Annotated in this window: 11 protein-coding genes; 7 read left to right on the top strand and 4 right to left on the bottom strand. The window is 66.5% G+C overall.

Translation table 11 applies throughout. The annotated features are described in order from the left end of the window. Nucleotides 1-54 precede the first annotated feature (54 nt). A complete protein-coding gene (locus tag ASF44_RS32035) occupies nt 55-1,503 on the bottom strand; it encodes a PIN-like domain-containing protein (protein WP_156374643.1) in 1,449 nt (482 codons plus the stop codon). Nucleotides 1,504-1,540: 37 nt separating this feature from the next. Then, nucleotides 1,541-2,608: a tyrosine-type recombinase/integrase gene (locus ASF44_RS23670; RefSeq protein ID WP_235579321.1), complete on the bottom strand. Its 1,068-nt coding sequence runs from the start codon at nt 2,606-2,608 to the stop codon at nt 1,541-1,543. A gap of 126 nt (nt 2,609-2,734) precedes the next feature. Between ASF44_RS23670 and dusA the strand changes: the two genes are divergently transcribed. From dusA to ASF44_RS23635, 7 genes are all read left to right on the top strand, one after another. After that, nucleotides 2,735-3,718: a tRNA dihydrouridine(20/20a) synthase DusA gene (gene dusA, locus ASF44_RS23665; protein ID WP_255358223.1), complete on the top strand. Its 984-nt coding sequence runs from the start codon at nt 2,735-2,737 to the stop codon at nt 3,716-3,718. Between the two features lie 41 nt (nt 3,719-3,759). After that, a complete protein-coding gene (locus ASF44_RS23660; protein WP_056901702.1) occupies nt 3,760-4,698 on the top strand; it encodes a 2-hydroxyacid dehydrogenase in 939 nt (312 codons plus the stop codon). A 43-nt stretch (nt 4,699-4,741) separates the two neighbouring features. Next, on the top strand, nt 4,742-6,499 hold the full coding sequence (locus ASF44_RS23655; RefSeq protein ID WP_056901701.1) for a dipeptidase: 1,758 nt from the start codon (nt 4,742-4,744) through the stop codon (nt 6,497-6,499). 100 nt (nt 6,500-6,599) lie between these two features. Further along, nucleotides 6,600-7,766, top strand: coding sequence for a thiolase domain-containing protein (locus ASF44_RS23650; protein ID WP_056901700.1), 1,167 nt, complete (start codon nt 6,600-6,602; stop codon nt 7,764-7,766). 2 nt (nt 7,767-7,768) lie between these two features. Then, nucleotides 7,769-8,173, top strand: a complete 405-nt coding sequence (locus ASF44_RS23645) for a Zn-ribbon domain-containing OB-fold protein (protein WP_056901699.1) — start codon at nt 7,769-7,771, stop codon at nt 8,171-8,173. A gap of 18 nt (nt 8,174-8,191) precedes the next feature. Further along, nucleotides 8,192-8,836 (top strand): bifunctional 2-polyprenyl-6-hydroxyphenol methylase/3-demethylubiquinol 3-O-methyltransferase UbiG, encoded by a 645-nt coding sequence (locus ASF44_RS23640; RefSeq protein ID WP_056901698.1) that lies wholly within the window; start codon nt 8,192-8,194, stop codon nt 8,834-8,836. A gap of 87 nt (nt 8,837-8,923) precedes the next feature. Next, on the top strand, nt 8,924-9,697 hold the full coding sequence (locus tag ASF44_RS23635; RefSeq protein ID WP_082524992.1) for an enoyl-CoA hydratase: 774 nt from the start codon (nt 8,924-8,926) through the stop codon (nt 9,695-9,697). A 9-nt stretch (nt 9,698-9,706) separates the two neighbouring features. Here ASF44_RS23635 and ASF44_RS23630 read toward each other — a convergent pair whose 3' ends face one another. Next, entirely contained in the window at nt 9,707-12,760 is a 3,054-nt protein-coding gene (locus ASF44_RS23630; RefSeq protein WP_056901696.1) for an FAD-binding and (Fe-S)-binding domain-containing protein, read from the bottom strand. A 9-nt stretch (nt 12,761-12,769) separates the two neighbouring features. Continuing rightward, entirely contained in the window at nt 12,770-13,468 is a 699-nt protein-coding gene (locus ASF44_RS23625; RefSeq protein ID WP_056901776.1) for a GntR family transcriptional regulator, read from the bottom strand. Nucleotides 13,469-13,483: the final 15 nt, after the last annotated feature.

Here is a 13,483-nt window from a genome sequence, read left to right as displayed (position 1 = left end):
TCATCTGCATTTGGATGAGTCAAGTGGCGCGCTTCGTTTCCCAATTCACAGCTTCTAGGGGCGCTGCGTATCTCGGTGAATTCGAAGGATCAATTCGAACTCTTGCTTAACTATCGTTCCGATTAGGACCGTCTCAATCTTCGAATTATTGACTAATTCTTGCAAATGGTTGAGAAACCGTCTCCCTCTATTGTTAGAGAAAAGAGCGTTTTGAGGTTCTTGGCCAAGAACGACAATCAAAGTTCGCTTGAAATCCTCGTCATCAAGTATTATTTCGTCCTGCTCCCAATTACTGTACTTAATTTTCTCCATTAATACGCCAGTATTAAGCGAAGATAGTCGGATGACATCAAACGTCTCAAGTCCGTCGCCTCTGTGGGCTAGCAGTCTCTTTTGAATTCCCTTGCTAATTTCTATCACTTCGCCAAACTGAGACGATAGCCAATTTTGTACTATTCTCGTTATTTGGCTCATTGGATATCGAACGGGCTCTATATCGTCAAGTCCCAAATAACTCGTTAAGGTGGCACTATTCTCAAATAGACGATTTGCAGCTTCGATTCTGTCGTGCTCGGACTCTACCAGCTGAACCTGCTGAACCTGCTGAACCGATTGATCGGCAATGGGCGCATTCAACTGCTTGTGCGCATTAGCGAGGAACTGGTCGGACGAATACATCCAGAATAGTTCAACGGGGGTGTTCCTCAGAATTTCGGACACCAATTCTTGATGTGGGCCCATAGTCTTTCCATGCTCTCGCCACCACCAATCCGGCTTCTGGTCTCCTGTGACGATAATCAGGTGCTTGATGTTCCGGCCTTTTGCGTGATTAATTATTTGCCGCCAAAGAATCAAATCGCCGAACTTGGCTTTATAAACCAAATGGTTGTGGATGAACTCCGCGAACTTAGGGTTTTTCTCTTTATCAGCATCGTGATAGCCAGGTGGAATTTCCTTGCTGTACCGATCCTCTCCGCCCTCCGTAAGGCTGTCTAACTCCTGCTGCGTCTTAGGGCCTTCGCCTATCGATCCGTACAGTAGATCGTCAATTCGATCCCTTATTGGATCGGAGGAAGAAACCTCCAGTTGACTGCGATGTATTTCCACTATTGAATCGACCAAGCGGGCATGTGCAACTCGGAGGTCCGAGAGTATTTTGTCAACATCGATAGATTTCGAGCGCTTTTCAATTTCAAGTTTCTGAAAACCTGCAACAATACTGCTCAGTTGTTCGCTTGACTTTGCCTGTTCATTTCCTGACAGGCTCCAAGCTGCCTCGATCACTTTTAGACGGTTACGTTGAAACTCGAGGGCCACTTGATGGGGGATCCAAAGGCGATCTCGGAGTAAATTTAGTGCATTCAAGAAATCCTCTCTGGCGCGCTCCGGATAACGATAGAGATTTAAGAGTACATTTGTGTCTGGAACAATGATTGCTTCTTTCCAGAGCAGCTTATATTGCTCGTCTGATAGTGGGTAATAACCTGGAAAAAGAGATTTCATGTGGGTTGAACTGGTAGTGCTATTGGATCTCAAGTGATTATTTGAGCCGGGATTGCCAGCCTTCATACTTGTCGCCGGTTTGTTTGACATGGGTGTATCGCTGGAGCCCTTTCCATGAGCGATGGCCTGAAACCATAGCAACATGCGGTATGGTCCATCCCATTTCAAAGAGGCGGCTGACTCCTTCATGTCGAAGATCATGGAAATGCAGATCCTCTATCCCTAAAAACTTGCACGCTCGGGTAAACGATGAGCTGACAGACTCCGCGTTGTAGGGCCAGATCCTTCCCTTCGTCACGCCGCGCGCCTTGATCAGCTGCAGCGCCTCTGGAGTTAATGTCGTGTGCACGTCATTGCCGATCTTCTCGCCGGGGTTTTTCATGTCGCGCACAATCACCTGGCTTTGCTGCTCGTTTACGTCCTCGGCGAGAATCCGACATGTTTCTTCCTGCCGGCGCGTCGAGAAAATGCTGAAAAGGATCAGTTGTGTCATCGGGATCGAGTCGGACCGCTTTCGCTCGTACACGGAGTAGTGAGCTAAGAGCTTTTCCAGCTCGGCCAGGGTGGGCCGGCGCGTGCGCGAGCGCGAGCGGGCGATCAGGCCCAGCTTGTCAGCGACCACGCGCGCGTCTTCCACGGCGGCCACATCCAGCGGGTAGCCCCAGGCGGGCCTGGCCACCTTGAACACTGCCGACAGGTGCGAGAGGTAGTTGCCCCTGGTCTGCGGCTGCGATTCCAGTTCCTGCAGGTAGCGGATGATCGTGGTGCTCTTGATCTCCGAGCAGCGCAGCTGGCCGAGCCACGAGTTCTTGATCGTGCGCAGTACCTGGTCTTTCGTCACGCCGTGCGGCTTGAGCTTGTCGGCCAGGTAGGTGTTGATCACGCCGGCCAGCGTCGGATCTTCCTTCTTGACTAGCGCCCCAGGCTTGGCGAGGGCCTCCTCGCGCTGGGCCATCCAAAGCCGCGCCGGCGATTCCCGGTCGAACGTCTGGGTTTCGGTGTGCACCACCTTGCCGTCCTTCTTGATGCGGATCTGGGCGGTGTGCCCGATCGAGCCGTCTTTCCGGCGGCGACGGATAATTGTTCCCATGGGTCGGTGCAACATGAAATTTGTGTTGCACCAAATGTAGCACTCGACCCCAAAAATCACGGCAAATTCAGGCGAACCAAGTTGAATCCAACATCAAGCGCAGACAGCGTTTTCACAGAGAAAAGGGGTTTTCCCTCGGAGCTGCACATTTCTGTTGCCCCGATGCTGGACTGGACCGACCGGCATTGCCGCTACTTCCACCGCCTGCTGTCGCGGCGCGCGCGCCTGTACACGGAGATGGTGACGACAGGGGCGCTGTTGCATGGCGATGTGGCGCGGCATCTGCGGTTGGACGCGAGCGAGCACCCGGTTGCCTTGCAGCTGGGTGGCAGCGAACCGGCCGATCTGGCGCACTGCGCCCGCTTGGGCGAGCAGTGGGGCTACGACGAGATCAACCTCAACTGCGGCTGCCCTTCCGAACGCGTGCAGCGCGGTGCCTTCGGGGCCTGCCTGATGGCCGAGCCGCAGCTGGTGGCCGATGGCGTGAAGGCGATGGTCGATGCCGTCAGCGTGCCGGTGACCGTCAAGCACCGCGTCGGTATCGACCGCGGCGAGGACTACGGCTTCGTGCGGGACTTCGTCGGCACCGTCAGCGAAGCCGGCTGCCGCACCTTCATCGTGCACGCGCGCAATGCCTGGCTCAAGGGCCTGTCTCCCAAGGAGAACCGCGAGATCCCGCCGCTGCGCTACGAACTCGTGCACCAGCTCAAGCGCGACTTCCCGGCGCTCGCCATCGTCATCAACGGCGGCCTCAAGACCACGGCGCAGGTGGGTGAGCAACTCGCCATGCTGGACGGCGCCATGCTGGGCCGGGAGGCCTACCACAACCCCTGGTGGCTGGCCGAGTGGGACAGCGCCTTCTTCGGCCTGCCCGACGAGCCTGCGCGCACGCGCGAATGGGTCGAAGAAGAGATGCTGCGCTACATGGAACGCGAGGCGCGCGCGCACGGCACCCACTGGCACGCGATCGCGCGCCACATGATGGGCCTGCGCCACGGCCTGCCTGGCGCGCGGCGCTGGCGCCAGGTCTGGAGCGACCACCGCATGAAAGCGCTTGCGCCTGCCGAGGTCGCGGCGCTGGCGCACGCTCCCGTATCCTCGCCGGAGTCGGCCCACGCTGTCTGAGCCGCATCGACCCTCCTTTCAACCGACCGGACTTCTGCTCCATGACCCGACCACGCATCCTCCAGATCGGCAAGCTGCTGCCCGCCACCGAGCAAGCCTTGGCCGCCCAGTACGACATCCACCTGCTGGCCGGCGAGGCCGATCCCAAGGCCTATCTCGCGCGGGAAGGCGCCGGCTTCGTGGGCGTGGCCACGAGCGCCGGTGTCGGCATCGACGGTGCCACCATCGCGGCGCTGCCCAACCTGAAGGTCATCTCCAGCTTCGGCGTCGGTTTCGACAAGGTCGACGTGGCCGCCGCCCGCGCGCGCAATATCCCCGTGGGCTACACGCCTGACGTGCTGAACGACTGCGTGGCCGACACGGCGTTCGGCCTGGTGATCGACGCGGCGCGCCGCTTCAGCGATTCCGACCGCTACCTGCGCCGCGGCGACTGGCTCAAGGGTCCGTACCCGCTGGCCACGCGCGTGAGCGGCAAGAAGCTCGGCATCGTGGGCCTGGGCCGCATCGGCCGCGTGATCGCACACCGCGCGAGCGGCTTCGACATGGAGGTGCGCTACCACAACCGGCGTCCGGTCGAGGGCGTCGAAGGCTACGAGGCCACGCTCGAAGGCCTGGCGCGCTGGGCCGACTTCCTGGTCGTGGCGGCCGCGGGTGGTGCCGAATCGCGCCACTTGATCTCGCGCGAGATCCTCGCCGCGCTGGGCCCCAAGGGCTTCCTCGTCAACATCGCGCGCGGCACGGTGGTGGACGAAGCGGCGCTGGTCGAGGCGCTGGAGAACAAGACCATCGCCGGTGCCGGCCTGGACGTCTATGAAGACGAGCCGCGCGTGCCCGCCCGCCTGATCGCCTGCGAGAACGCCGTGCTGCTGCCGCACCTGGCCAGCGGCACGCACGAGACGCGCAAGGCCATGGGCGACCTGGTGCTGGAGAACCTGCGCAGCTTCTTCGCCACGGGCCAGGTGGCCGTCGCCGTTCCCTGAGCCGCATGGGGCTAAGCTTGGGCGCTTGACCCGAGGAGCCCCCATGACCCCCCTTCCTTTCCGGCTGGCGAGCATCGCCGCCGTGCTGGCCTTCGCCGGCTGCGCCACCTCCACCGGCACAGCGCCGGCAAGCCCGCTCAAGAAGCCCGAACTCGACCAGATCGCTGCGCAGCAGCAGGGCCGCGTGCCGGCATCGTTCGCAGCATTCCTGGCCCAGGTGGCACAGGACCGGCCTGCGCTGGCGCCGCTGGCCCAGCGCGTGCAGCGGCGCGAGGCGCTGACGGACGCTGAATCGCTGCAGGCCGCGCGCCTGCTGGGCCTGCACAACAGGCTGTCGAACCAGGCCGGCGTCATCGACGCCACCGCGCGCATGGTGGCGTTGCCCACGGTGCGCGGCAGCATGCCGCCGCACGAAGACCCGCAGATCATCGCCTTCGGCCAGCTGCTCGGCCGCATGGCCACGGACTTCGGCCTGCAATACCGCAACGTCGACAACCGCGTCTTCGAGGTGCGGCTGGCGGGCAGCGGTGGCGAGGAGTTCGGCATCCTCACGCACGCCGACGTGGTGCCCGTGGTCGCCAGCGAATGGGTGCTCGAAGACGGCACCAGGCTCGATCCGTTCAAGCTCACGCGCGTGGGCGGCCCCGCGGGTGACCTTCTCTATGGCCGCGGCAGCATCGACGACAAGGGCTCGATCGCCACCGTGCTCTACGCCATGAAGGCGGTGAAGGACAGCGGCCTGCCGCTGGCCCGCACCATCCGCCTCATGGTCGACACGACCGAGGAAACCGGCGGCGACGCGATCCGCTACTACCAGCAGCGCACGCAGCTGCCCCAGTACAACATCGTGCTCGACAGCCGCTACCCAGCGGTGGTGGCCGAGAAGGGCACGGGCGCGCTGCGTGCAGGCTTTGCCGTGGGCCTGGCACGCCCGGCTGCAGCGGGTGCCGCCACGATCACGGCGCTGGCCGGCGCGGCATCCGCCAACGCAATTCCGCAGACCGCCACGGCGCGGCTGCAGGCTGCTGATCCGGCGGCGCTGGCCAGCAGGCTGAAGGCTGCCGCCACCGCATTCGTGCAGCAGTACACCGCGCAGGGCAAGTTCGCCATCGAGGTGGCGCCGCGCGCCGATGGCGTGGACATCAAGGTCACCGGCACCTCGGCCCACGGTTCGCGGCCCGAGGAGGGCGTGAACCCGCTGCCGCGCCTGGCGCTGTTCCTGCAGACGGCCGGCGTGCCACTGGCCGACAACGGCTACGCCCAGGCCACGCGCTACATCGCCGACCTGTTCGGCCTGGACTACCTGGGCAACAGGATGGGCCTGGCCTATGCCGACAGCTTCATGGGCCCGCTGACGGCCTCGCCCACGCTGGTGCGCGAGAACGCGGGCAAGGTCGAGGTCACGGCCAACGTGCGCATGCCGCGCGGCAACACGCCCGAGGCGCTCAGCGCGGCCACGCAGGCCAGGGTGCGCGCATGGGGCGCGGCCAACGGCATCGCGGTGGAGGTGGCCCACACCCAGGGCAACTGGATGGCGCGCGACCCCAAGGGCGCCTGGCTCGCGACGCTGCTCAACATCTTCGGCGACACCACGGGCCTGCCGGCCGCGCCGGTGTCCACGGCCGGCAGCACCACGGCCAAGCAGATGCCCAACGCCATCAACTTCGGCCCCGCCATGCCGGGCAAGAAGTACACGGCGCACAACGCCAACGAGTTCAAGGAAGTGGCGGACCTGGACGCCGACATGCAGATGTTCACCGAGATGCTGCTGCGCATCGGCAACCTGCCGCAGATGCAGTAGTGGGCACGGCTGCGCCTTGTCCCGACGGAGACGGCCGCGCCACGCGGCCGCTGCGAAGATCCCGCGCTGCAACAAGTCCGACCGAGGGAGAACACGACCCATGAGCATCAAACGCCAGGCCTGCATCGTCGGCGCCTACGAACATCCCACGCGCAAGGCGCCCGACAAGACCGTGGCCCAGCTCCACGCCGAAGTGGCGCGCGGTGCACTGCTCGACGCCGGGCTCACGCTTGGCGACGTGGATGGCTACTTCTGCGCCGGCGACGCGCCGGGCCTGGGCGCGCTGAACATCGCAGACCACATCGGCCTGCACCCGCGCCATGTGGACTCGACCGACATGGGCGGCTCGTCCTACCTGGCCCACGTGGGCCATGCCGCGCAGGCGATTGCTGCCGGCAAGTGCAACGTGGCGCTGATCACGCTGGCCGGGCGCCCGCGCTCCGAGGCTTCCAGCGGCACGCAGCCGCGCAACTGGGGGCCCAACCTGCCCGACCAGCCCTTCGAGGCGCCGTTCGGCCCGGTCACGGTGAACATGTACGCCATGGTCGCCATGCGCCACATGCACGACTGGGGCACGACGGCCGAGCAGCTGGCCTGGATCAAGGTGGCGATGTCGCACCACGCCCAGCACAACCCGCACGCCATGCTGCGCGACGTGGTCACGGTGGAGGACGTCGTCAACTCGCCCATGATCTCCGACCCGCTGCACAAGCTCGACTGCTGCGTGGTCAGCGACGGCGGCGGCGCGCTGGTCGTCACGCGGCCCGAGATCGCGCGCAGCCTGAAGCGGCCCATCGTCAACGTGCTCGGCGCGGGCGAGGCGCTCAAGGGCCAGGAGGGCGGCAACATCGACCTGTCGTACTCGGGCGCCGTGTGGTCCGGCCCGCGTGCGTTCGAAGAGGCTGGCGTGAAGCCGGCCGACATCCAGTACGCCTCCATCTACGACAGCTTCACCATCACCGTGCTCATGCAGCTGGAAGACCTGGGTTTCTGCAAGCGCGGCGAGGGCGGCCGCTTCGTGGCCGATGGCAACCTGATCTCGGGCAGCGGCAAGCTGCCCGTCAACACCGACGGCGGCGGCCTGTGCAACAACCACCCGGCCAACCGCGGCGGCATCACCAAGGTGATCGAGGCCGTGCGCCAGTTGCGTGGCGAGGCGCACCCCGCGGTGCAGGTGAAGAACTGCGGCCTGGCGCTCGCGCAGGGCACGGGCGGCCTGCTGGGTTCGCGCCACGGCAGTGCCACGCTCATCATGGAAAGGGCCTGAACATGACCACGCTTGCACAAGACCGCACCTGGCCGGCGCCCGTCGTCTACCCCGACAACGCCGAGTTCTGGGCCGGCACCGCCGCGGGCCAACTGCTGGTGCGCCACTGCGAGGAATGCGGCAAGCCGCACTGGTACCCGCGCACGCAATGCCCGTTCTGCATGTCCGACCGCACGGCGTTCAAGCCCTCGGCGGGCAAGGGTGCGATCTACAGCTTCACCGTGTGCCGCCGCGTCGGCCCGGTCCCATTCGCCATCGCCTACGTGCGGCTGGACGAGGGCGTGACCATGATGACCAACATCGTCGACTGCGACCTCGATGCCCTGGCCATCGGCCAGCGCGTGGAGCTGGTGTTCAAGGCGGCCGAGGGCGGAGCCATGCTGCCGATGTTCAAGCCGGCCGCCTAGGCCGGGGCGGCTAACCGGATGGGCACGGACGCCATGCAGGGCTACTACGCCGCCAGGGCGCCGGAGTACGACCGCGTCTACGACAAGCCCGAACGGCAGGCGGACCTGCGTGCGATCGAGGCCTGGCTGCCCACGGTGTTCCACGGCAGCAGGCTGGTCGAGGTCGCCTGCGGCACCGGCTACTGGAGCCGCTTCCTCGCCCCCGTCGTGCAGGAGATGCTGGGGATCGATGCGTCGGTGGAAACACTGTCCATCGCGCGGCGCCGTGTCACCGCCGCGCATGCCCTGTTCGCGGTGGGCGATGCCTACCGGCTGCCGGCCTGTCCGGGCGGTTTCTCCGCGGCGTTTGCGGGCTTCTGGTTCTCGCACATCCCGCAGGAGCGCGTGGCCCTGTTCCTGCAGGGGCTGCACGCCACGCTTGCCCCGGGCGCACGGGTGGTGTTCCTCGACAACCGCTATGTCGAGGGCAGCAGCACGCCCATCGCAGAGACGGATGCGTTCGGCAACACATACCAGCTGCGCCGCCTGCAGGATGGCTCCACGCACCGCGTGCTGAAGAACTTTCCGTCGGAGCAGGCGCTGCGCAGCGCGCTCGAAGGCGCGGCGCGCCAGGTGCGCATGCATGCGTGGCCGCATTACTGGGCGCTCGAGTACGTGCTGTAGCACAGGGCGGACGGCGCGGACTGCGGACCGCATCGCCTGGCGCCTGCCGCATGCTCCGATGCGCCAACACCGTCGATGGAACCTGCCATGAACCCCTTGCAACACGCCCAGCTGCACCTGGACGACGCCGGCGTCGCCACGCTGCAGATCGCCAACGGCACGGCGCTGAACATCCTGGACACGCCCACCATCGTGGAGATGACCCAGGCCCTGCGCAGCCTGGCGCGCGATGCGCGGCTGCGCGCGCTGGTGCTGCGTGGCAGCGGCGAGAAGGCCTTCGTCGGCGGCGCCAACATCCATGAGCTGGCCCGGCTCGACCCCGACACGGCGGTCGCCTTCATCACGCGGCTGCACGACCTGTGCGAGGCCGTGCGCGATTTCCCCGTGCCCACCATCGCGCGCCTGGCCGGCTGGTGCATGGGCGGCGGCATGGAGCTGGCAGCGGCCTGCGACATCCGCATCGGCAGCACCGCCAGCCACTTCTCCATGCCGGAGGTGCGCATCGGCATCCCGTCGGTGATCCACGCCAACCTGCTGGCGCGCCTGGTCGGCGAAGGCCGCACGCGCTGGCTGCTGCTGACCGGCGCGGCCATCGACGGCGCGCAGGCCGAGCGCTGGGGCTACCTGACCAACTGCGTGGCGCCCGAGGCACTGGACGAGGACGTCGCCGCCACGCTGCGCGAGATCCTGGCCAACGGCCCCGAGAGCGTGCGCGCGCAGAAGGCGCTGCTGCGTGCCTGGGAGGCGCCGCACCTGGAGCGCGGGCTCCAGCAAAGCATCGCGGTGTTCGGCCAGTCCTATGCGGGCGGCGAGCCGGCTGCCTACATGCAGCACTTCTTCGACCGCAAGCGCAACGCCTGAGCCCGGGCGTCAGGCGCGCGCCGCGCGCAACCGGTCCAGCAGCACCGCCACGTGCACGGCTTCGCGCTGAGCGCCGTCGGCGATCTGGTGGCGGCAGCTGGTGCCGTCGGCCACGACGATGGCGTCGGGCTGCTGGCGCACGGCAGGCAACAGGCTGGCCTCGGCCATCTGCATGGATACCGCGTAGTGCGCAGCCTCGTAGCCGAAGCTGCCGGCCATGCCGCAGCAGCTGCTCTCGATCAGCTCGGGCTGGGCGCCCGGGATCAGCCTGAGCACATCCAGGATCGGCGTGACCGCGCCGAAGGCCTTCTGGTGGCAGTGGCCGTGCAGCAGGATGGGCTTGCCGGCGGGCTGTAGCGCGATGGAAAAGCGGCCGGCCTTGGCCTCGCGCGCGACGAACTCCTCGAACAGCAGCGCCTGCTGCGACACGCTGACGGCTTTGTCGCCCAGGCCCATGACCAACGCCTCGTCGCGCAGCGTGAGCAGGCACGAGGGCTCCAGGCCCACGATGGCGATGCCGGCCTGCGCGAACGGTGCCAGCGCGTCGACCAGCGCCGCGGCCTTGGCGCGCGCTTCGTCCACCATGCCGCTGGCCAGGTAGGTGCGGCCGCAGCAATGGTGGCCGCCGGCCTTCTCGACCGTGTGCAGCAGGTAGCCGGCGGCCTTGAGCACGCGCGCGGCGGCCAGCGCGTTCTCGGTCTCGAACGTGCCGTTGAAGGTGTCGACGAACAGCACGGCGGTCTTCTGGCCGGCCTGGGCTGCGGCCAGCGTGGCCTCGCGGCCGGCGAACAGCTGGGCATCGCGCGCGCGCCAGAAGGTGTCGCTGCGCCAGGCGGGCAGTGAACGCCTCGCCGACAGGCCCAGCGCCTTCTCGCCCAGCCAGGCCGCGCCCGGCACCCGGTTGCGCAGGTTCATGAGCCAGGGCAGGCGGCTGGCGCGGTGCGCGTAGTCGGGCAGGCGCGCGATGAGCCGGTCCTTGAGCGTGTGGCCGTGCTGGGTCTTGTAGTGGGCCAGGAACTCGATCTTCATCTTGGCCATGTCCACACCGGTCGGGCAGTCGCGCTTGCAGCCCTTGCATCCCACGCACAGGTCCATGGTGGCGTGCAGCTCTTCGCTGGCCAGTGCATCGGGGCCCAGCTGGCCCGAGAGCGCGAGGCGCAAGGTGTTGGCCCGGCCGCGCGTGAGGTGCTGCTCGTCGCGCGTCACACGGTAGCTGGGGCACATGGTGCCGGCGTCGAACTTGCGGCAGTGGCCGTTGTTGTTGCACATCTCCACGGCCTTGGCGAAGCCGCCCGTGCTGTCGCCGCCGGTGCCGGGTGCGGTGGTCACCTCGGTGACCGGATCGGCCTGCACGTTCCAGGCCGACCAGTCGAGCACGGGCTTCAGTTCGATGCGCTGGTAGGGCCGTGGCGACGCGGGCGGCGCAAAGCGCAGCAGCGCCGCGTCGTCCATCTTGGGCGGGTCGATGATCTTGCCGGGGTTGAGCAGGCCGATCGGGTCGAGGTGCTGCTTGATGCTGCGAAAGGCCGCGTTGATGGCCGGGCCGAACTGCCATTCGATCCACTCGCCGCGGCACAGGCCGTCGCCGTGCTCTCCGCTGAAGGCGCCCTTGTATTTGCGCACGAGCGCGCTGGCCTCTTCGGCGATCGCGCGCATCTTGGCACCGCCGTCGGTCCGCATGTCCAGGATGGGCCGCACGTGCAGCGTGCCCACGGAAGCGTGCGCGTACCAGGTGCCGCGGCTGCCGTACTTCGCGAACACCTCGGTCAGCGCGTCGGTGTACTCGGCCAGGTGCTCGAGCGGCACGGCGCAGTCCTCGATGAAGCTCACGGGTTTGCCGTCGCCCTTCAGGCTCATCATGATGTTGAGGCCGGCCTTGCGCACGTCCCACAGGTTCTTCTGCGGTGCGTCGTCGGGCATCTGCACCACGCTGCCGGGCAGGCCCAGGTCGCCCATCAGCTCTACCAGCTGGCGCAGCTGCGGCAGCAGCGCGGCCTTCTCGCTGCCCGCGAACTCCACGAGCAGGATGGCGGCGGGCTTGCCGATCAGCGCGGTCTCCACCGTGGGGCGGAAGGCTGGGTTGGCCAGCGCCAGTTCGATCATGGTGCGGTCCACCAGTTCGACCGCCGTGGGGCCGAGCTTGACGATGTGCTGCGCCGCGTCCATGGCGGCGTGGAAGCTCGGGAAGTTCACGATGCCCAGCACCTTGGCGCGCGGCAGCTCACTCAATTGCAGCGTGAGGCTGCGCGTGACGGCCAGCGTGCCTTCGGAGCCGACCAGCAGGTGCGCCAGGTTCACGCTGCCGTCGGCTGTGTAGGGCTTCTCGCTCTGGTTGTAGAAGATGTCCAGGTTGTAGCCGGCCACGCGGCGCATGACCTTGGGCCAGCGCGCGGCGATCTCCGCGCTGTGCTGCGCCGCCAGCTTGCGCACGTGGTCGGCGATCGCCGCCGCGCGGCCGCCGAGGCCGGCGACCGGCCCGAAGTTGACGAGTTCGCCGTCCGACAGCCAGGCCTGCGCGCCCAGCACGTTGTGCACCATGTTGCCGTAGGCGATCGAGCGCGAGCCGCAGGAGTTGTTGCCGGCCATGCCGCCCAGCGTGGCCTGGGCGCTGGTCGACACGTCCACCGGGTACCACAGGCCGTGCGGCTTGAGCTGCGCGTTGAGGTGGTCCAGCACCAGGCCGGGCTCCACCGTGGCGGTGCGGGCCTGCACGTCGATGTCGAGCACGCGGCGCAGGTGCTTGCTGTTGTCGATGACCAGCGCGGCGCCCGTGGTCTGGCCGCACTGGCTGGTGCCGCCGCCGCGCGCGAGCACCGGCACCTTGAGGTCGCGTGCGATGTCGATGGCCAGCGCCACGTCGCGCGCGGTCTTGGGCACCAGCACGCCGACCGGCATGATCTGGTAGATCGACGCATCGGTGGCGTAGCGCCCGCGCGATCCGGCGTCGAACAGCACCTCGCCCTCGGTCTCCGCGCGCAGCCGGCGCGCCAGCGCCTCGCAGGTTTCGTTGGGTGGCAGCACGGTGCCAGCCGGGAGCAGGGCGCTTGCGGGGTCGATGTGCATGGGGTGTTCCTAGTTTTTCCGGGCTGCGGCGGCGATCGGGTAGATCTCGCCCGCGCGCAGCAGTGCGAGCACGGTGTCGCGCTTGCGCAGCACGTGGGCCACCAGCACATCGCGCAGCGCAGCGGCGTCGCGCGCCTGCAGCGCCGCGACCATCTGCTCGTGCTCCTGCACGGCGTGCTGCCACTTGGCTTCGTCCTGGTTGGTGCGAAAGCGCAGCGACTGCACGCGCGCGTTGATCGCGCGGTAGGTGCTGGCCAGCACCGGGTTGCGTGCGGCGGCGTTGATGCCGGTGTGGATCAGCGCATTGAGCCGGTAGTAGCCCGACAGGTCGCGCCGCGCATGGCAGGCCAGCATCTCGTAGTGCAGCGCGCGCAGCTCGGCCAGCTCCGCATCCGTGATGCGCTGCGCCGCCAGCTCGCCCGACTGGCCTTCCAGCATGGCCAGCACCTCGAAGGTGTTCAGCACATCGGCCTCGGTCAGCTTGACGGCCACGGCGCCGCGGTTGGGCAGCAGGTCCACCAGGCCCTCGGCCGCCAGCAGCTTGATGGCCTCGCGCAGCGGGGTGCGCGAGACGCGCAGCTGCTCGCACAGTTCGCGTTCGTTGAGCTTGGCACCGGGCGCGATGCGGCCCTCCACCAGCATGGTGCGCAGCCGCGCGGCCACCTGGTCGTGCAGCGCGAGACGGGAGATTTCGATGATGTCGGCCATGTCTTCCTCGGACAA

Source organism: Pseudorhodoferax sp. Leaf274 (assembly GCF_001422445.1).
GTDB lineage: Bacteria > Pseudomonadota > Gammaproteobacteria > Burkholderiales > Burkholderiaceae_C > Pseudorhodoferax.
This window is presented reverse-complemented; position numbering and strand designations above follow the sequence as displayed.